We start from the raw sequence: 20,395 nt of genomic DNA, 5'->3' as shown, positions 1-20,395 counted from the left end.
CCCGTGAGGTATGTTTTCATTTTATAAAGAAAGCGCTATCAGTTCGAGTGTACCTCGTTTACATCTGGTATCTTTGATTTACCATTTGGAACTAATTTCAACTTTTTTGATCCCGATACTCCTGAGGGGTGCAGCCGATGGCTTTTTTGAAAAAGCGATAAAAGTAATGCTGATCACTGAACCCCACCTTGGCGGAGATTTCGTGCATTTTGCAGGTAGAACCGAGCAGCAGTTCCTTGCTTCGCTCAATACGGCGATCATAGATATATTCCGATATGCCCTTGCCTGTAATTCGCTTATACCAGCGGGACAAATACGAAGGGTTAAGAGAGACTTCCTGCGCAATGCGGGTAAGCGAGAGATCATCCTCCAGATGATGCTTGATGTATTGATGGATCGCGATCAAAATCTGAGACTGGTCATTCATCCGGGTATCGCTGCGCTTGGAAATAATCCATTCCAATGCAGACTGGTAAAATATGACGAGTTCCGACCACGGGGTATGAATGTCAAAATGCAGCATTCTGGAAAGATCGATCTCCTTCAAGGCAGATTCATACAATCCCAATTCGTGAAGGACTTCGATCAGTGTATTCGATGCCCCGGTATAGACCTTCATTCGAAAGAACGGATCCTGAAGACCCTCCTTCGAAATCTCTGTCCATTTCTGAAAAGATCCGATCCACTCCCTGTCACCAGCAGCAATATGCTGCCTGACCTGATCCAGGTGAAGAGAAGCAACCGCCTGCTGGTTTAACAGGTTTGGCACATCGTTAAGTTCAGGCTGCAGATTGACGCGAAGCAGCTTTTCCATCCCCAGCCCCGGCCCTTCGTGAATGGATAAACGCAACTGCGCGATGGCCTGTTGGAGCTCCATCCACTCCACAGCTTGTTCGCTGACCATGATGGATACCGAGAGATTCAGACAATCTGCACATGATTGCTGTACAGACTCCAAGGTTCCGTAGACAAACCGCAGCGTTTGGTCCCAATATTCCTTCATCTTCACCTGAAAATGTGATTGTTCCACCGATGGCTGAACCAGGCAGGCAATGACCTGATAATCCAGATCAATCGCCTTGACGATGGCCTTATCCTGAAGCAGCTCCTCTGCCACATTCCCCACCGCATATCGAATCAAACTCCGATCCGCCTGGGATTGATAGTTATTCCAGTCCTCCACGCGTATAATTACCGGAATAACGGGTTCCACAGAGCGAAAAGGAAGCTGCACGGCATCCAGTTCTTCCTGAAGCGAAGCGGTGTCGTTTCGTTCCGTTCGTTTTATCAAATCGAGCAGTAATTGACGCTGCAGCTGGGGCAAGGCTCTTGGCAATTTGCTGCGAAACCAGGCATTCTGGTATCGAAAGTCATTTTCTTCCGAAATCAGAACCAAAGCCCGCTCCACAGCCGTGCGAATATGGCTCATACCCTCTGTCTTCAGGAGGTAATCCACGACACAAGGATTGCGTATGGCCTGATGTGCATAATCAAATTCGTTGTGACCCGTTAGCAGCAATACTTTGCATCTTGGCCACCGATCCATAATTTTCTCAATGAGCTCCATGCCATCCATGCCAGGCATACAGATGTCGCTTAGCACAATGTCGATTTTCACCGAGTTCAACCATTCGATCGCTTCAAAGGCAGAATAGGCCTTGATGATCTCCAGATCCTGAAAATTTGCTTTCTGGAAGAATGCATGCAATCCATCCAAAATAACCGGTTCGTCATCTACGATCAGCATCCGCTGCATTTGCAAGCTCCCCTTTCCATGGCACATTCACAATAATGCATAAACCACCCAAATCACTGCGCCTCGCAATGAGGCCGTACCCTGTGCCAAACTTGATTCTCAGTCTTTGGTTAACATTGAAGAGTCCCGTAATTTCTTTATCTTCCTGTTTCTGCGTAGACTCCTGGAAAGCATGATGAAGATGGTTCAACATTTCATCTGTTAGCTGGTCACCATCATCATCAATGAAGATGGATAGTCTGTCCTGAGCCGTTTGGTAAGAAAGTTTCAGAATACCGCCCTGACTTCGTTTGGAAAGTGCATGTTCGAAGACATTTTCCACGATCGGCTGAACGATGACTCTTGGAATCGAGATCGATCTGTACTCAGCATTCATATCTTCAATGAGCAATTGTACTCTTGATCCAAATCGGATTTTCTGAATAGCTGCATACACCATCGCATGATCCATTTCTTCACCGAGTGAGACCTCTGTATGGGAGTCACGGGACATATACCTGAAATATTGACCCAGGTAATCGGTAAACTCCTGGATTAATTCCACGTTCTCCACCTCAGCCATCTGTTTGATGCTGAAGAGACTGTTATATAGAAAGTGAGGTTGAATCTGGGACTGAAGATGCTTGAGCTCTGCCTCACTTGTTCGTATTCTCGCCACATAATTTTCTTCTATCAGGACATGTAAGCGCTCTATCATATGGTTAAAACGAGAGTATAAATAACCGAATTCATCTCGTCTTGAGTGAGGAATGTGAACGCCAGGTTGCCCTTGCTCTGCCATTCTGAATCCTTTAACGAGCGCAGATAACGGCTTGTGGATCGATTTGTAGATGGATAACGAGAAGATAATAATGATGACCATCGACATTAGAGTCAACATCCATAACCACAGCTTGTACCGTTCCAGCGGGGCTTGAAGTACTTCTTCAGCAATACTGGAAGTTAGTGTGAACGAATGGTCCGAATCATAGAGTGAGTAGTACAAGTTATGATCGGACTCGTATCTCGTCACCTGCAGCGAATCCTGTGGTTCAGATGGAAGCTTTTGCAATAGCCCAGTTGAGACAGCCTGTTCGGAAGAAGAAATAACGACTTCATGTTTGTCACCAAAGCTTAACGTAATATCACTACCTCCTGTTTCCGACAGCTGCTGCAGTCTCTTTTTCAGTTCAACCGCTGACAAGCGTATCCCCAAAATAAAATTCGGCGGCTCCTCGTGATTCATATTGTACGGATTGCTCTTTAAAAAATAGAGATCATTTGCCGAGGCAGATAACTCACCGTTCAGATTGCCCATCGTTGCCAGCAGGCTTTTCCACTCTTCATCTTCCACGCTGCGGATGCCATCCACGGCACTTACCCGCTTTTGAAGTGCAGGTACATAATACACAACATCACTGATGTATGGACTTGTCACCATGATCTGACCGAGCTTCTTATGTATGTCGTTCAGACTTGATGTGATCTCATACTTGCTCATGATGGCTGCTCGTGTACTTAACGTGGACATCGTTTCATCAAACGAAAATTCATTGACCAGACCGCTCATTCGCTCCAACTCAAATTGCAGATGATTGTGGTAGAAGTGCAGTTTGGAATCATGCGCATTTTCCACTTCGGTCTGCATTTGCTTGGAGCTGTAATGTGTGATCAGAATGCTGATTCCGTACAATGGGAGAATGACCAACACAAAAGCAATCATCAGCTTGACGACAATGGAGTTGGTCTTCCAGCTCCCCCCAAAAAATCTCATCGTCCCCTCGACTCCTCTCCTCAAGCAAAAAAAAGGAGCCGGAAATCGGCTCCTCTACTCGGTTTTCCTCCTACCGATCTTATCCCTTTACACTGCCGACAACAAGCCCATGGACGAAATACCGTTGCAGAAATGGATAGACGAACAGAATGGGTATAACGGACAAAAATATCTGTGACGCCTGGGTCGTTCTGTCGGATACCTGGCTTAACAACGTTGCATCCTCCAGCGTCATCATCTCACTCTGAATCATCGTCACTTGCTGCAGCATGGATTGCAGATACGTGGCGAGTGGGTAATGTTCCGGACTCTTCATGTAGATCATGCCATCAAACCAGGCATTCCAATGCCCGACCATGGCAAACAGCGTAATGGTTGCGATACTTGGCAGTGAAATGGGCAGATAGATGCTCCACAGCGTGCGGAAATGTCCTGCACCATCCATCCACGAGGCTTCTTCCAATTCTTTGGGCAACCCCCGGAAGAAATTAAGCATAAGCAGCACATTAAAGATGGGAACAGCCCCCGGCAAAATCAGAGCCCAGATTGAATCCAGCAGTCCTGCTTCCTTGACGACCAGATAACCCGGGATCAATCCTCCACTAAACAGCATGGTGAAGACAAAGATCCAGGCATAGAACGTTCTGGAACGAAATCTGGAAGCCTCTTTGGAGAGAGGAAAAGCAACAAGGATCGTAAAAATCAGATTCGTTGCGACCCCCAATACCACCCGGAGCAGACTTGTGCCAAACGAGTTAAGGAACTGTTGATTTTCCAAAATGTATTTATAGGATGATAACGTAAAATCCACTGGCCAGAACGTGACATTCCCTGCTTTGACTGCATCACTTGAACTAAAGGATATCGCCAGAATATTCACGATCGGAAACAGGCATAACAAGGCAAGAATCGTCAGGATGACGTAGTTAAAACCCAAAAACCAGCGATAGGCTCTCGAAGCATGGTGCATGATCCTGCCTCCTTTCTAAAATATTCGATAATTGGCAAACCGATAGGCCAGGAAATAACCAAGTCCAATAAAGATGAATGAAACTACCGATTTGATCAGACCAAGTGCCGTAGAAACCGAGTATTGGGCGTCCTGCAAACCGATTCGATAGATCATCGTATCCAAAATATCGCCTGATTCGTAGACCAATGGATTGTACAGATTGAATACCTGATCGAATCCACCGTTAAGTACATTTCCAAGACTCAGGGTCACCATCAAAATGACGATGGGACGAATTCCGGGCAGCGTAATATGCCAAGTCTGCTTCCATCGTCCTGCTCCGTCCATGACGGCTGCCTCATAGAGGGACTTATCAATGCTGGTCAATGCCGCCAAATAAATGATCGTGCCAAAACCGAATTCTTTCCATTGATCAGTAATGACAAGTATGTATGGAAACCAGTCGTTGCTCGCCAGGAATTGAATCGGTTCCATTCCTAGTGCCTTGAGCAGCATATTGACAATCCCGCTGCTCGGAGATAACACATCGACGATAATACCGGCCAGGATCACCCACGAAAAAAAGTGAGGCATATAAATGACTGTCTGAATCGTTCGTTTAAATCCGGTTTTGCGTACTTCGTTGAGCAGTAAGGCCACAAGTACAGGAATCACCAAGCCCGATATAATTTTCATGACAGAGATAAATACCGTATTCCATACGACCTGCCCAAACCCGGGAAGATCAAACAGGTACCGGAAGTTTTCCAAGCCTACCCAGTTCATGTTTTTGAATCCGGCAATTGGAGAGAAATTCTGAAAGGCAATGGAAAGACCCGCCATCGGAATGTAACCGAATACAATAATGATGAGCAGTCCTGGCAGAATCATAAGATGAAGCGGAATATTTCTTATAAATTGTTTGTAGTTGGAACGCATGAGCTGTCTCCTCCTTCAAATTTATTATAGGAGCAGACATTCAGAGACAATAGTGTAGGTTATTTACTTTAGGTATCTTCTGTTGACTCTAACGTTAACCAAAAAGCAGAATAACTTATAGGTACTATTGGTTGCAATACTTACTGCAAGCAGTTAAAATGTAATGCTTCACCTGATCCATACATATCTCAGAATAATGAAGTGTCTTCCCTAACTTTTCATTACAATTGAAACCTTACAATCCTGTATTCGTAATGTAATATTTACCCATTCTCATCTGCAGGTATAATGAATTAATTTTGAAAACAAATGAGGGATATTATGAAAAAACAGTTTATTGTGCTTGGCCTTGGACGATTCGGTTCAAGCCTGACACGGGCACTCATTAACAACGGACATGAAGTGCTCGCAGTAGACAAAAATGAAAATCTGGTTCAGGAAATGTCAACAATAGCAACCCATGTCGTTCAGGCAGATTGCACCGACAAATCAGTCCTTATGGAACTTGGAGCTAGCAATTTCTCCCACGCCATTGTCGCGATCGGCGAAGATCTGCAAGCGAGTATTTTGACGACACTTTTATTGAAAGAACTTCATGTTCCCCAAGTGACAGCCAAAGCTAAAAATGACAACCACGGAAGTGTGCTTAGCAAGATCGGTGCCGATCGGATCGTTTATCCGGAACGGGACATGGCTACAAGGCTGGGGAATCAGCTTAGCTCTGACAATATTATTGATTCCATAGAATTATCACCTGATTATAACCTGGTCGAGATCAAAGCCCCCGAAAGTATGAATCAGAAAACTCTGCAAGAACTTAATATTCGGGCAGAATATGGCTGTACCGTTATTGCCATTAAAACGGGAAGCGACCTGAACATTTCTCCGATGGCAGAGGACACAATCTGTACAGGAGATATGCTCTTGTTAATCGGAAGTAACGAAGACATACGAAATCTGGAGAGTGACTATGGCAAAAAGAAATAAACACGTACCGAGAACCTCATCTCTAAACAGCATCGAGTCGATTGTGAACAAGCTGAAAAATAATATGAGTCCTCCCCAGCTCATCATGATTATTTTCTTCGCCCTGATCTGGGTTGGAGCGATATTGCTTGCACTGCCACTGTCAGCCAGTGATGGAAAGTCGGTCGGATTGCTCGATGCCTTATTCACTGCGACCTCTGCAATATGTGTTAATGGATTGGTTGTCCTTGATACCGGAAGTGTATTTTCGACATTCGGCCAAGTCATTATCATGATTTTGATTCAGGTTGGCGGATTGGGATTTATGACGCTAGGCGTAATGGTTGCCATTATATTAGGCAAACGGATCGGGCTAAAACAAAGGCTGCTTATTCAGCAAGCTACCAACTCCTCTTCCGCACAAGGATTGGTTAAGCTTTCATTGTATATCGTGCTAATCGCCTTTGCTTTTGAAGCGCTGGCCACATTGGTGCTTACCTTTCGATGGCATGGTGAACTTGGATGGGGACAAGCTTTCTATTATGCAATTTTCCATTCTGTCTCTGCCTTCAACAATGCGGGATTCTCACTATGGGCTGACAGTCTTTCACCTTTTGTCGGTGACCCGGTTGTAAATCTTACGATCATTACTCTATTTATCATTGGTGGATTGGGTTATATTGTGGTTGTCGATCTATTTCGCAAACGATCCTGGAGAAAGCTATCTTTACATTCCAAAATCGTGATCATCGGCAGCTCTTCGTTGTACCTGATTGGATTTATCATCATCTTCTTACTTGAAAGTTGGAATCCGTCTACGTTTGCTGAATTATCTTATGGTGAACGCATATGGGCTGCTTTATTTCAGGGTACTGCTCCCAGAAGCTCAGGGTTCAATACCATAGACATTGGCAGTATGCTTGCCACATCCCAATTTTTTATTATTATTCTGATGTTTATTGGAGCTTCTTCAGGCGGGACTGGTGGAGGTATTAAAATAAACACCTTTGTCGTGCTCGTTCTGGCGACCATACAGACATTCCGGGGCGGTGGGCAAATACATGCTTTTGAGCGTAAAATAGCAGAAGAAACCGTTATGCGCGCACTTGCTGTTGTTATGAGTTCCCTCGCGTTTGTGCTTGGAATATCCATACTTCTATCCATCTCAGAAGGCATTCTCGAAAAACACTTTCTGGATGTCCTGTTTGAAGCGACTTCTGCTTTTAGCACCACAGGACTCTCGATGGGCCTGACAAGTGAGCTGAGTGTTCCTGGTAAAATCATTGTCATCATTACGATGTTTGCAGGTCGGTTGGGGCCATTGACGCTAGCCTTTGCTCTAGCTCAGAAGAAACGTACGTCCAAAATCGGCTATGCAGAGGATCATGTACTCATTGGGTAACGAATAGTTTAACTCTCTACGTACCCACAATTGTGATTCTACTTTTTTAAACAATCCTATCTAAATGCCCCCTTCACGCAGACAAATAATGTCTGTATGAAAGGGGCATTCTTTAAAAAAAATATTATTTTACAGGCGATTCATAATGAGAACACTAACTGAATGAGCCGGTAAGTCAAGAACCACCGTGTCACCGTCCAGTCTGATCTCCTGTTCTTGCGGTACCACTTTCTCATCATTTTTCTGATTCACATTCGGAACATGAACCAATGCATGTTCGCCGCTGAGTGTAATCAAACGAGCTGCAGCCTTCACATTCAGTTCCTGAATGCGGACCTGTGTAGCTTTATCCACGCTGTCTGCATTGACCAGTTTTACATATACATGCTGTGCATCTTTCGTTACGGAATGGAACACCTCACGATTGTACGCTTCAAGCTTGTAATCCAAAACGCTGCTGGTCGTATGTCCGTCCGTGTAGGAGCAGATCAAGCTCTTACCGGTGTCCCCGCCATAATTAACAGTGATCGTATAATCGATATCGCTCTCCAACGGTTCATAACTGGCAGCTCTCATGTTACCTGCTGCTGAACTTGATGAATAGTCCCCAAGTGTGTAGCCTTCGACACCTTGTTTATACACTTTAACTCCCGTTGCTTCGCCACCATAACCGATCGCATATTCAATGACGTCTTTCTTTTCAGGTGAAATGTCCGTAAGTCCCACACCGACATAGAAACCATCCTCACCTGTCAAACGTTTGGTTTCGACTTGCACTTTGTAATTGGTCCATTCCTCATTCAGAAGATATAACCCATTCAACCCACTCGGCTGTGATTTCAGAATAAGCCCCTTTCCAGCTTCAAGCGTATAACCATTCGCACCAGGAATCAGACCCCAAGCTGTACTGAGCTCCGCCATCTCCCTGAAATCCTCATCCAATAGCACACTGCCGTCCTCGTTTGATGTGACCGTGACACGCTTCACCAGAATGTCTGCGTTACCCGTTGCAATCTCGATCCCGCCACGCGGAATGAGCTTCACCGGCTTGCCTTTGCTGTACGTCGTAAACGAAGTACCGATCACCTGTTCTCCAACGTATTTTGCAAAAAGATGCTGAACGTAGTAATTCGGTGTGTACCATACCGTTTCATCGTCAAACCAGATGCAGTCCGGTGTCCAACGGTAGGTTCCGTCCGTCAGCACCTTGTTAAACAATGGCGCGTAAGCAGCCAAACGAACGACATCTGCATTGTTTTCAAAGCCGGTCATCACCGCTGCTTCAGCAACGGCGCCTGCGAGTGTATTTTTATCCGTGGATGCGTACTCTCCGACAAAGACCTTGGAGGTCTCCTTCCAGTTTATACGCCCATCCTCGTGATACGCTCGCTTATAATAGTTGTACCGATCCACGTTATTCAGCAAATAATCATTGGACCGATAATAGTGTTCGTCCGCAATGGTATCCATGTAATCGTCCTGATTCTCGTACCAGGTTACCGTTTCTTCGATGACCTCCTGACCATCCGCAAACGCAATCTGAGCCGATCCCGTGAGATTTCCGCTGAGGAATTTCCACCCCTGCTGGTACGCATCATCATCCGCTTGTGCACCAACCGTTGAAATAATATGCAATTCATGTTCAGGATAGTTCAGCTTCATATAGTCATCAATGGATGTTTTGAACACCTCAAAGTTGGCAAAGAATTCGGTTCCCCAGTTCTCATTACCCACACCGAGATAGCGCAGATCAAACGGTTCAGGATGCCCCATTTGACTTCGTATTGCCGCCCATTCGTTATGTTCAACATCTGTACTGAGGGCAAAATCAATCAGGTCGGTGAAGTTTTTGATGTAATAGTCCCTCAAGGCACCGCCAGCCGGATGTGCATAATCCGAGCGCGCCTGACACAAAACACCACAGGCCATCACCGGAACAGGAGCAGCATTCAAATCTTCAGCCAATTGGAAATATTCCATATATCCGAGCCCCATTGTCATCATATAACCCCAGACATTGTAGTTCTCTTTGCGCAGCTCAACCGCTCCTATGGAATCCTTCCAGTCATACACATTATCCCAAATAAACGATCCCTCCGAGATGCAGCCGCCCGGAAAACGCAGAAACTTGGGATGCATGTTGACGAGTGCCTGAACCAGATCCTTCCTCAGCCGGTAGTTCGGGTTCCCTTTGTAGTTGGCATGGGCTGATGCGGATATTTCTTCTTCACCAGGATCTGCTCCCCATACGTCCCGGGGTATCAATGACACCATGTCGATGGAAATCTCGCCTTCAAAAGCGAGCACCAACTGTCCGAGAGCTGTCTCTGTGCCTGTAAGGACAATCTCCTGATTGTTACCCTCAACATCTGCATGGACAACACCGTACTTTTTCCAGGTGCCCCCTCCATGCATATGAAGAGAAACAGAATCACTGATTGTGTTCCCTTTTCCATCCTGCAATTGAATTGTGATTGCACCGGCCGACTCCGCTTTGGCCCAGATGGTGAAGTCGTACTGCGCACCTTTCTTGATGGACATGGCACAATGCTGATTGGTATCCGAGAATCCGCGATTACGAATCGTCGCTCCATCCTGAACCGTCACATAGTAGGCATTCGCATCGGGATCTTCAAGATTGAAATGCACATTCAATCCACCTTCATGCTGCACAATCATTTTTTCCGTATCGCCTGACCAGGCAAACAAAGGATCACGGTTCCGGCCGGTGGAACATCCACATTCGCCAGAAGCATGCGAATACGTATCAAATGCAAAGGATTCAAATGAACGGTTCTGAACAAGCTCTGCATAGATTCCGCCGTCAGCCGCATTGTTAATGTCCTCGTAGAACAAGCCGTACATCACCTCGCTGATATCAGCGACGGTCTGATTTCCATGGATTGTTAGCGTATAGGGTGGCAGACCCTCAGGCAGTACGGATACATCAAAACGCTGATTCAGCGTGCTCTCGCCCTTACTCAAAAGTGCATTCAGTCTAACCTCCTGTGCTGAGGAAATGGACTGGACTTCTCCTTGATGTGACAGCGCCTCAGGGCGATCGGACTGCCATTTCACCTTCACTTTGCCGCCAAGCAAATCCGCAGGCAGTGAAATGTCTTTGGTAATGATACGGGTCGGAAAAGATAAATATTTATCTCCTGCCAATTTGACAATCTCTTCGTCGGTCAACGATTCACACATCACTTCTATGACCTCGTCCATTGTCAGTCCTGCCTGATAAATCCGAAAATCGGACAGCGAGCCGGCAAAATCCGTATCTGCTGCGTACTGGGAGCGTCCGATGAAATTCTGGCTATAATTGGCCGAATCGGTAAACGAATCGAACCATCTGCGCAGCTTCGCATAGTTCCCGCTGGACGTCTGACTGATGGAGCCATCTGCAATTTTCTCTCCGTTCACATAGACAATCGGACCGGCACTACTGAGTGTACCTCCCTGAGTACCAATTACCGTCAAGGCCACGTGCATCCATTCTCCCGCAGCAAATCCCCGGCCCGGATCCACAACCAGATCATCTTCCGCGGATAATGTGCCTCTTAATTGTCTCGTCAAAAATAAATAGGGGCCCTTTTCGCCTTTACCGAAGTCAAAAATCCGCTCCCACACATTGAACCCCTTGTTCAAATTCACCCAGGTTGCCACAGTAATGCCCGTTTTATCGCTTACATTCTGAAATAGATCTGCCGGTAATTGCAAATACGATGTACCATTCGCTCCTCCTGCAAACGTAGCTGCAGCTCTCCCCTGCACTTTCTCTACCGATGGGACCGATTCACCTGCCGCAATACTATCCTTCCCTTGACCCGAATAATCCTTACCGATGTTGTTCGCATCCTCAAACTTGTAGTGCGCAATGATCTGCTCCTGATAACTGCTCATCGTTATGCCTCCTATGTAGATACTTTAATAGTTCATATAAACATGAATGATTAATAAATTTATAAACATATTATATACTCGTAATAGTAATCATTTCAAATTGGATTTTCAACAGAAAAGTTCAAACCAGCAAGAAATCCATTAATAATTCAGTCTTCAAGAGGCAATTTTGCTTTTTGCACTCATCCTCAACAACATGGTTTACAAATATATAAATTAATTGATATTATAGCGAATGTAAGCGCTTGATTCAAACAATGTGCGAAAGGAGGACAGCACTGCCACTTTCACTGGTTGTAATTCTCACTTATTTTATTTTGTGAATGAAGAAAGGGGATACGTATGAAGCGTCATTTGGTCATTGCACTTAGTACGGCACTGCTCGCTGCACCACCTCTATCGCCAATCTCCGCTTTGGCGGACAGCACAGCCTCAACTGCTCTCAATTCGCAAAGTTCCACCACATGGAGCGAAAATCAGGTTCCAACCTTTAAGAACGTTTCCGTTCATGACCCTTCTGTCATTAAGGTTGAAGATACTTATTATGTTTTCGGCTCTCATCTGCAAGTAGCGAAGTCCAAAGACCTGATCAGCTGGAATTCAGTTGCATCAGGAGTTACGGATGACAATCCGGTTGTTCCCAATGTAACCAAGGAATTCGCCGAAGCCCTGCAGTGGGCTCAGACCGATACACTCTGGGCTGCAGACGTCATTCAGCTGGCAGATGGAAAATATTATATGTACTATAATGCATGCAAAGGGGATTCTCCCCGCTCTGCACTCGGGGTTGCCGTAGCTGACAACATTGAAGGACCGTACAAGGATCAGGGTATTCTGCTGAAATCAGGCATGTGGGATGAAATCAGTGAAGATGGCACCATATATGATGCGACCAAGCATCCCAATGTGGTCGATCCGGATGTGTTTTTTGATAAAGACGGCAAGTTATGGATGGTCTACGGTTCCTATTCCGGGGGCATTTTCATACTGGAAATGGACGAGACAACCGGAAAACCGCTGCCCAATCAGGGCTATGGCAAAAAGCTGACCGGTGGTAACCATAGCCGCATTGAAGCACCATATATGCTCTACAGTCCCGAAACCGATTACTACTATCTGTACATGTCTTATGGCGGACTCGGTGCTGACGGTGGATATAACATTCGCGTAGCACGCTCCAAGACTCCGGATGGCCCCTTCTACGATGCTGAAGGCAACGATATGATCAAGGTCATGGCTGACAAGGATAAACCGTTATTTGATGACCAGTCCATTGAGCCGTTTGGTGTAAAATTGCTGGGGAACTTCCTGTTCCAAAGACAGATCGGCGACCCAGGCACAGGCCAGGGCACAGGATATGTCTCTCCAGGGCATAACTCCGCCTATTATGATGAAGAGAGCGGCAAGCAGTTCCTGATCTTCCACTCGCGCTTTCCGAATCGCGGAGAAGAGCATGAAGTCCGTGTACATGAGATGCACATGAACTCCGAAGGATGGCCGGTCGTATCTCCTTATCGTTATGCGGGTATTAAGGGAGATACACTACAAGTGACGGCGCAAAATGCTGCCGGTTCATACAAATGGGTTAATCACGGGAAGGATATTACAGCCGAGATTAAGCCGTCCCAGATCGTTCAGTTCACAGCAGATGGCCAGGTTACTGGTGCTGTCACAGGAAAATGGAGTCTCCAGGGAAACAACAAGGTACGAATCACGTCCAATGATGTGGTTTATGAAGGTGTCTTTACCCAAGAGTGGGATTCGGATTCCCAGCAGAACGTACTGACCTTCAGTGCCCTCTCTTCCTCCGGTGTAGCGATCTGGGGAAGTCAGATGATTGCCTTGAAAGATCAGGATGTCGTACTGGCTGTGAAAAAGGATCTGAACCTTGGAAATACGGAGAATATCTTCTTCGATCTCTCCCTTCCCACCACAGGTACACGTGATAGTCAGATCACATGGAAGTCTTCTCTCCCCTCTGTCCTATCGGCTGACGGCGCAGTAAATCGGCCGCGCAGTGGTAAAGGGGATGCCAAAGTGAAATTGACCGCAACGATCCGAAAAGGAACAGCTACAGCTACCAAGACATTCAACGTGATCGTGCCGGAACAGGCGAAGGGCCAGCTGCTGGGTGAGTATACCTTTGAGAACAAAAAACTTGCCAAAATCGCCGAGGATTACAGCAAGAACAGCTATCACGGTCAGGCCTTTAACATACTAAGCTCAGCTATTGGCAGCAAAAATCAGGCTGCTGCTTTTAACGGAAAAGACAGCTACATTCAGCTGCCTGGAATCCTCACGGACACGACAGACTTCACCTTCAGTGCCTGGGTAAACTGGGACGGGGGCGGGGCTTGGCAGCGCATTTTCGACTTCGGCAATGGTTTGACCCGGCATATGTTCCTGACGCCATCCCAGCATAATGGCGCTCTCCAATTCACCATTCATGATCAGGGCCGTGACCAGAGTCTAATTGCGGCTGAAGCGCTGCCCACCAAGCAATGGGTTCATGTGGCTGTCACGCTTCAAGGAGATACGGGTACCTTATATGTAAACGGAAAATCGGTAGCGAGCAGCTCTGAAATCACGTTTAATCCGAACGATCTTAACGTTACGGACGCCTATCTGGGCAAGAGTCGGTATGCTGCTGATCCGTTCTATCAAGGGAAAATGGATAATGTAAAATTGTATGACAAAGCGCTAAGCGCCAAGGAGATCCAGCGTCAGGCACAAGTTAAGCCTTGAACCGTTGAGCTGCTATTGCATCAACATCTGAATTATTCAAGTTGATCGCACCTAAAGCAGCCAATCTTGGAACTGCCCCCTTAAGTTATACAAATATTTTTTTTATCAACTTGTTTGGCATGTTCTCGGTATTGTACCGGGCTCATGCCTTTTCATTTTGACTTGATACGTTTGTGATTGTAGTGAACCATGTATCGTGCTAGTTCTTTCTTGAAATGTTCTACACTTTCATACTCATGAAGATAAAGAAACTCTGACTTTCACAATGCTATATATCTTCGTTGATAAGTTCAGTGAGATTAAGATCACCTCTACTTTCACTTTCCCCTACATTGGAGTCATTTCTATAAATATACCTCTTTGCGTGTAATGGACAAAATGCTTCTATTTCACGAATGGAAATCTCCAAAATGATATATGTATTCTAATTATTCTCTCACAAATTTTAATTTCACTGTAACATTATTCAACCTGCCTCGTTGTCTAAAGAGAAGGAGGAGGAAACTTGAAATGAGGAGTGATCTATATACCGAACTATTCAAGCAGTACCAATCCTCCCTGTATCTCTATCTATACCGAATGTGTGGATCACCGGAGACAGCTGAGGAGTTAGTTCAAGAAACCTTTTACAGAGCTATGGTTTCCATGAAAGCCCAGCATGCAGATTATGCCAGAGCCTGGTTGTATAAAGTAGCCCGTCATTTATTTATCGATTGGTATCGTAAATATCGTGGAGAAAAGCAAATGAATCAAGAGTTGGAGAAGCAAGGCGTAGAAAATACATATCGGACTCCTGAGGAAGTACTGACTGCTCGTGAACATACTATTCGTATTCAACAAGTGATGAAGAAACTGCCCGAACAATATCGTACCATCTTGTTACTGCGAGAAATGAACGAGTTATCTTATAAGGAACTTTGCGAGATTCTGGATATGAATATGAATCAGGTTAAGGTCACTCTTTTTCGTGCCAGAGAACGATTCAAAGCAGAGATGCTTCAAATGAAAGGAGACGTTTGAGTATGTCTAAAATACCACATGATGAGGAACGTGTATTTCAGGAAGATGATTTTGAGCATCAGCGTCCTGAATGGGGTCATCAGCAGTTTAGACGAATGGTATGGAAAACAAGATGGAAATTTTTCCTTAATGCAGGAGGAGCGCTTTTTCTAGTTTTTTTGGTCTATCACATTTACGTCTCAGCTCTCCATATCTATTTTGATCAATCAAAGGTACGTAACCATTTCATGCGTTCCATTATATCTGTTGTTGAAATGCACGGTGACGGACTTCGTGTAGAGAAAAGAATATCTGCTGAACCTTTTGAAGTAACCCCTTTTTTAACTCAAAAAGCTAATTTGAAAATATATCGACATGTGGGTTCATGGGAGGTAATCACAGGTGAGATTCAGGCTAAACTCAGTATAACCGGTAAGTTCACCTATTCTATTACCAATACAGGAGCGTATATGAATGGCAATAACCCAGGGCCCTTCTATCTCCCTTACTCACTTGTCGAAGGTAAATCTGATCATAATGACTCTGAGGAAAATAGCAGCCTCAAACGGCTAGCTGAAATTGATGATGGACATGTCGCAGAGATGTCATTATCCTTGAAAAACCTGGCGTCTCCCGGTCAACTGATGAAGCTTCTTTCAGACTACGATGTTGCGGTGACTGCTATGCCGATTTATTCTGGCGAATTCACCCAGCCTGATGCTTCCTATTCACGGGCAGGTATGTACGATTATAATGTTCCACATCTTAGCCTTAAACCTCTTTATGAATTTCATGAGAATGGAGCAAGATGGTTTAATTACTTTATCCCAGACGATGCAGGACAGATGCAGGATCAGGTTGAGGCCATGTTGACTGAACTAAAATGGATGATTAATCATCTTGAATACAATGGTGCTGCACAAGATAAACAGCGCCTTGCTTATTTAGAGAAGAATGGAGTTCAAGTATATGGCGCAGTTGTTACAGGTCCCGTGAGAGAGTTGGAGAAACTTACAAAGTTAGCTGAATTCCATCATTTCCAATTGAGCCGTGTAGAGGTCTGGAACTGGGATTGAGATAGCAATTGGGCGGTTGACTTATCTCATAGTGCGGTTATGATCCATTCAAGTAAGAGATGATACCTGTTATTCTGAGATATCATCTCTTTTTTTACTGACTTGAAGAAGATTCATTCATTAAAGATTCCTGTATCGGATATGTACTGTCTCATAATCTAAGGGGAGGCAAATATACCAAGTTAGGATCTGCTTTCTATTAGCAACTGAAAACAAAAACAAGCCGCTAGATAGCAGCTTTATAGAACATGATATTGAGCATAAATAGAGCTAAGTTTGGATTATTAGTTAGTACTCCATCTTCTAGGTATGCCTATCGATAATCGAAATATATCCATTATTTTTTTCCTCTATAGGCTTTTCAAAAGCTCCACTTATATTGTCACGGACTTTATCCATATCTTTTGAAGTTCAAAAGCTAATTTTTGTAAAAGAGGTCCGTTGTTCACCGACCTAAGCAAACAGTTAATTATAGTTCGTAATGTCTCTATACTCTTCTTTTCTTCTAAGTTTATGTTTTAACATATAGACAAAAAATACCGACCCTTCAACTTCGAAGGTCGGTTTACCTATCTGGGAGAAGAAAACAAGGGTTATAACTATATTATATCCACCCTATGCAGTTATATACGGTATTCTTCCTCTAACTCTCAGACTCAACTCAGATCTTTCATCAATGATTTTAATATGATGTTCCTTTAAGCCAATACTTGGGTAGCTTGCGCTTTTCCTCAAAACACTTGCTAAAAATGAACATCAACGGATCAAGTAGTCCTGATTTGTTTACAAGTACAGTGAAATCCGACGGGATCCCAAATAAAAAGCCGCAGGTTTGGTCATAACCCTGTCAAGTAGAGTAGACAGTAAATGTCTTTTTCTCATTTCAACTAAAAGGGGATAATACCAGTTTTCGCGGCTTTTTGGTTAATTAAACTCTATAATAAAATTTTGTTTTCTTACATCGTTTCCACGTTTCCAAAAAAAGAAGGTTAACATCATCATACAATTGTATGTATATGTCACATATGAAAACAATGAAGAAATGGACTTGCAATATGACTACAATTTTATCCTAATCGTGAATGGATCTCAATTGAAGAATGTATCTTTTCTAAATCCGGGCAAATTATCAAGATCAGGCAAGCTAAATGAATAAATGATTTTATTTTGAAAACTTAATTAATAAGAAATATAACAATAATCCTCCTATAACCCCAATAAAGGCATAAAAATCTGTAAAAATATACGCTATAAAGATCGAGGTTATTATTGTCACAACGGTGCCGATTTTTATGTTAGAAAATTTATAGACCATAAAACCTAGAAATCCAGAGATCAAAGTCGCGAATAAAAAAGAAATAAAAAGGTACATATTTGCTAACCTCCTAACTTGCACTAAATTTTTACAATGCTCTACTCGGTTCATACTAAATTTTGGGAGGTAATAAATTTGATTAACAGATTCCAGCTTTTAGAACGATATCTTTAGCTCTTATTCTTTTCATACTGGGTACGCTCGTTTACCCTTCGTCTTATTCCAGTGCCTCTGCTAGCTTCTCAGAAGAGGATTACCAAAAAATTGCTGAGCACATGAGAGAAGATGGGTCCTCACAGGATGATATTAATAGTGTAATTAACAAATTAAAAAATGGAGAAATACTAGATGCTGATAAACCTAATTCAACTGCTTTTACAACATCAGATTCGAATAACAACGGAAGTTTGACGGTCACTTCTGAAAATCCAACGATACACCAGAAATTTGAGGATGGTTCATATAAGAAATTACGATTAGTAATGGAACCTACAGATTTCTCTACTGCTTCAACTGGAGCATCCTTATATTTCAAGGTTGAAGGAACAAGTGTCTTTGGGACAGCAAGTTTCAATACCTCTGCATTCATAGACACGCACATCGGTAGTAGCTATATTACTGGTGTGTCGGGCACCTCCATTCATTCCATTATGGGAGTTTATTCTGAAGAAAAATTGGTAATTGATAGACTTACTGAAATTAGGAGTAAAAGTATTCCTGCTGAAGCCCATTTAACTTATAAGCATACCAGTTTCAGTGGTGTATCAGCTAAAACTATGGACTTGAGGGTTAAAATTGGAGATCATATTGACGATCGTTACGGAATAGCAGTTACTTTTACTGATGGCAAAGGTTCTTATCAATAAGTACTAACCGGCTGATATAGTCATATTCAACAAATTCAATGTTCAACGATGCCAACCCGCTTATTTACTATTAACCTTTTTAATTAAGATTCAATATTGCAATTAGTAGACCCCTTGTCCGCTTCAGCGAAACAAGAGGTCTACTAATGTATGATGATTTTAGCATAATCAATCCTGTGATTCTCCAAGCAATATAAATAGTTTGTTTTTCTACAGACGATTTTAATACAAAAAAACGCCAAATATCTGAGGACAAAAACATTGTTCCATTGTTAATGTTAATTTGCTGTTCTCTACACTCTTTTTATTACAAAGAACCGCTAATCTCACCTTTAGGATTAGCGGTTAAAAATTCAATCTCTTCCTAAATGCTTCCATATTCTGCTCTAACTCTATGTTTATTTGGGCAAATCCGTAATATCAACGTTCATATGTTCAGTAAGCATTAAGGTTACATCGACTTTCACTTTGCTCCACAATAGTGTCATTTTATGAATGTAACCTCTTACCGAATAATTTACCGTTAAACTCAGCTCGGATCTCTTTTCATCAATGATTTTTATATGGTGCTCCTTTAAACGTTGTTTCGATTTGTACATCTCTAAAGCAATTTTCTTTTGGGTACCGTCCAAGTAGTCAACATACACAGATTTCATCTTAAAGTTTGAAGCGTATATTTTATGCTTATCTACCTCCAGAGCACCTAAAAGATAGGGGAGCTCTACCAGCCTCTTCACAAGTGCAAGTTCTTCAGAAGTCTGTCTCACCATACACTCCTCCTTCTTCAAGCTTAACAGTGACCAATTGATCAAAATCGACCCATTCAAATCCATGCTCCATTTCAATTTTGATTTTCTTTCCAAAGGTACTGACTGAAGTGACGATCCCGTGTATATACCGATTGCCCGACTCATTAAACACTTCAATGGTGGCTTGCAGCGTATAGTTAAGCGACATATCTACATTTTGAGCAATCATCTCCCACTCATCTTCATGAATCAGTGGTTTCGCTTGATAATGAATTTGAGTACGATGCTGTATAATTCGTTCTTTATGTTGTGGAAGCATCATGCGGCTCGATTCCCATAATCCATTGGCCTCAAGTTTTTTGCTCATTTGTAATGCCCCCCAATTTTAGATGCTCTATCGATCGCTTGACCAGCAGCCGTAATGGAGCTCGCTCGTAAAATGGCAATGTCGCCAAATCGATCCTTAATGTCGTCCATCACCTGATCAATGGCCCGTTTCTGCTCCTGATCATCAAAAAAAGATAGTTGATATGTATCCGCGCTGGATAATTGAGAAAGGGACACGCCTACACGTCGCACAGGTTGCCCATCCCAGTGTTGATGGAAGATGCGTTTCGCTATCTTGCACACATCAACGGTTATGTTAGTAGGATCAGACAGTTTAACCTGCCTGTGAAAACCAGTTGGGTGGTCGAAATCCGCTCCAGACACACTTACGGATACAACACTACCCATCAGTCCCTTTTTACGGGCTCTTCTGCACACTTCTGTACAGATATCGAGGATAACCACTTCGATCTCCCAAGCCTCTGTGTAATCTCTAGGCAGGGTCATGTTCAGTGACGTTATAGTTGGTAAATGAAAAAACGTGTATTATCAAGCTTTTTCAGCATTCTGACATAAATTCAATTGACATTATAATTGGTAAATGAAATTATTCCATAATTAAAAGTTACATTATAGTTAGTAAACCC

13 protein-coding genes and 2 pseudogenes are annotated in these 20,395 nt (G+C 43.6%); 6 read left to right on the top strand and 9 right to left on the bottom strand.

What is annotated here, in order from left to right:
- Positions 1–97 precede the first annotated feature (97 nt).
- From HP552_RS16015 to HP552_RS16000, 4 genes are all read right to left on the bottom strand, one after another.
- On the bottom strand, positions 98–1,756 hold the full coding sequence (locus HP552_RS16015) for a response regulator (RefSeq protein WP_175396434.1): 1,659 nt from the start codon (positions 1,754–1,756) through the stop codon (positions 98–100).
- A complete protein-coding gene (locus tag HP552_RS16010; RefSeq protein ID WP_175396433.1) occupies positions 1,731–3,509 on the bottom strand; it encodes a sensor histidine kinase in 1,779 nt (592 codons plus the stop codon). Before HP552_RS16010 ends, HP552_RS16015 begins: the two co-directional genes overlap by 26 nt.
- Before the next feature lie 79 nt (positions 3,510–3,588).
- Positions 3,589–4,479 (bottom strand): carbohydrate ABC transporter permease, encoded by an 891-nt coding sequence (locus tag HP552_RS16005; protein ID WP_175396432.1) that lies wholly within the window; start codon positions 4,477–4,479, stop codon positions 3,589–3,591.
- Between the two features lie 15 nt (positions 4,480–4,494).
- On the bottom strand, positions 4,495–5,400 hold the full coding sequence (locus tag HP552_RS16000; protein ID WP_175396431.1) for an ABC transporter permease: 906 nt from the start codon (positions 5,398–5,400) through the stop codon (positions 4,495–4,497).
- A 321-nt stretch (positions 5,401–5,721) separates the two neighbouring features.
- Between HP552_RS16000 and HP552_RS15995 the strand changes: the two genes are divergently transcribed.
- Positions 5,722–6,387: a potassium channel family protein gene (locus HP552_RS15995; RefSeq protein WP_175396430.1), complete on the top strand. Its 666-nt coding sequence runs from the start codon at positions 5,722–5,724 to the stop codon at positions 6,385–6,387.
- A complete protein-coding gene (locus HP552_RS15990; RefSeq protein ID WP_175396429.1) occupies positions 6,371–7,768 on the top strand; it encodes a TrkH family potassium uptake protein in 1,398 nt (465 codons plus the stop codon). Before HP552_RS15995 ends, HP552_RS15990 begins: the two co-directional genes overlap by 17 nt.
- A 129-nt stretch (positions 7,769–7,897) precedes the next feature.
- On the opposite strand, the gene HP552_RS15985 is transcribed toward HP552_RS15990, so the two are convergent.
- Entirely contained in the window at positions 7,898–11,671 is a 3,774-nt protein-coding gene (locus HP552_RS15985) for an alpha-L-arabinofuranosidase family protein (RefSeq protein WP_175396428.1), read from the bottom strand.
- A 342-nt stretch (positions 11,672–12,013) separates the two neighbouring features.
- Between HP552_RS15985 and abnB the strand changes: the two genes are divergently transcribed.
- The gene (gene abnB / locus HP552_RS15980) at positions 12,014–14,416 is read left to right on the top strand and encodes an arabinan endo-1,5-alpha-L-arabinosidase AbnB (RefSeq protein WP_175396427.1); all 2,403 of its coding nucleotides are present in this window, start codon (positions 12,014–12,016) and stop codon (positions 14,414–14,416) included.
- Between the two features lie 152 nt (positions 14,417–14,568).
- Here abnB and HP552_RS15975 read toward each other — a convergent pair.
- Positions 14,569–14,676: pseudogene (locus tag HP552_RS15975) on the bottom strand (IS3 family transposase); the annotation flags it as partial.
- A 250-nt stretch (positions 14,677–14,926) separates the two neighbouring features.
- Here HP552_RS15975 and HP552_RS15970 point away from each other — a divergent pair.
- The 3 genes from HP552_RS15970 to HP552_RS15960 all read left to right on the top strand — a co-directional run bounded on the left by HP552_RS15970 (position 14,927) and on the right by HP552_RS15960 (position 18,672).
- Entirely contained in the window at positions 14,927–15,436 is a 510-nt protein-coding gene (locus HP552_RS15970) for an RNA polymerase sigma factor (RefSeq protein ID WP_175396426.1), read from the top strand.
- A 2-nt stretch (positions 15,437–15,438) separates the two neighbouring features.
- Positions 15,439–16,491: an anti sigma factor C-terminal domain-containing protein gene (locus HP552_RS15965; RefSeq protein WP_175396425.1), complete on the top strand. Its 1,053-nt coding sequence runs from the start codon at positions 15,439–15,441 to the stop codon at positions 16,489–16,491.
- A 1,590-nt stretch (positions 16,492–18,081) separates the two neighbouring features.
- On the top strand, positions 18,082–18,672 hold the full coding sequence (locus HP552_RS15960; RefSeq protein WP_175396424.1) for a DUF5626 family protein: 591 nt from the start codon (positions 18,082–18,084) through the stop codon (positions 18,670–18,672).
- A gap of 398 nt (positions 18,673–19,070) precedes the next feature.
- Here HP552_RS15960 and HP552_RS15955 read toward each other — a convergent pair whose 3' ends face one another.
- The 3 genes and pseudogenes from HP552_RS15955 to HP552_RS15945 all read right to left on the bottom strand — a co-directional run.
- Positions 19,071–19,442, bottom strand: coding sequence for a YhjD family protein (locus HP552_RS15955; protein ID WP_175396423.1), 372 nt, complete (start codon positions 19,440–19,442; stop codon positions 19,071–19,073).
- Positions 19,423–19,788 (bottom strand): YolD-like family protein, encoded by a 366-nt coding sequence (locus tag HP552_RS15950; RefSeq protein WP_175396422.1) that lies wholly within the window; start codon positions 19,786–19,788, stop codon positions 19,423–19,425. The genes HP552_RS15955 and HP552_RS15950 overlap by 20 nt, the downstream gene beginning before the upstream one ends.
- Positions 19,785–20,255, bottom strand: a pseudogene (locus HP552_RS15945) (DinB/UmuC family translesion DNA polymerase); the annotation flags it as partial. The gene HP552_RS15950 and the pseudogene HP552_RS15945, both read right to left, overlap by 4 nt.
- Between the last annotated feature and the right edge of the window lie 140 nt (positions 20,256–20,395).

The organism is Paenibacillus xylanilyticus (assembly GCF_013359935.1).
Taxonomy (GTDB): domain Bacteria; phylum Bacillota; class Bacilli; order Paenibacillales; family Paenibacillaceae; genus Paenibacillus; species Paenibacillus xylanilyticus.
This window is presented reverse-complemented; position numbering and strand designations above follow the sequence as displayed.

Bases quoted from the DNA above. Each gene is read 5' to 3' on its own strand.
- HP552_RS16005 (WP_175396432.1), bottom strand. From the start codon at position 4,479: ATGCACCATGCTTCGAGAGCCTATCGCTGGTTTTTGGGTTTTAACTAC.
- HP552_RS15990 (WP_175396429.1), top strand. From the start codon at position 6,371: ATGGCAAAAAGAAATAAACACGTACCGAGAACCTCATCTCTAAACAGC.
- HP552_RS15970 (WP_175396426.1), top strand. From the start codon at position 14,927: ATGAGGAGTGATCTATATACCGAACTATTCAAGCAGTACCAATCCTCC.
- HP552_RS15950 (WP_175396422.1), bottom strand. From the start codon at position 19,788: ATGAGCAAAAAACTTGAGGCCAATGGATTATGGGAATCGAGCCGCATG.
- HP552_RS16015 (WP_175396434.1), bottom strand. From the start codon at position 1,756: ATGCAGCGGATGCTGATCGTAGATGACGAACCGGTTATTTTGGATGGA.
- abnB (WP_175396427.1), top strand. From the start codon at position 12,014: ATGAAGCGTCATTTGGTCATTGCACTTAGTACGGCACTGCTCGCTGCA.
- HP552_RS15985 (WP_175396428.1), bottom strand. From the start codon at position 11,671: ATGAGCAGTTATCAGGAGCAGATCATTGCGCACTACAAGTTTGAGGAT.
- HP552_RS16000 (WP_175396431.1), bottom strand. From the start codon at position 5,400: ATGCGTTCCAACTACAAACAATTTATAAGAAATATTCCGCTTCATCTT.
- HP552_RS15965 (WP_175396425.1), top strand. From the start codon at position 15,439: ATGTCTAAAATACCACATGATGAGGAACGTGTATTTCAGGAAGATGAT.
- HP552_RS15995 (WP_175396430.1), top strand. From the start codon at position 5,722: ATGAAAAAACAGTTTATTGTGCTTGGCCTTGGACGATTCGGTTCAAGC.
- HP552_RS16010 (WP_175396433.1), bottom strand. From the start codon at position 3,509: ATGAGATTTTTTGGGGGGAGCTGGAAGACCAACTCCATTGTCGTCAAG.
- HP552_RS15960 (WP_175396424.1), top strand. From the start codon at position 18,082: ATGAGAGAAGATGGGTCCTCACAGGATGATATTAATAGTGTAATTAAC.
- HP552_RS15955 (WP_175396423.1), bottom strand. From the start codon at position 19,442: ATGGTGAGACAGACTTCTGAAGAACTTGCACTTGTGAAGAGGCTGGTA.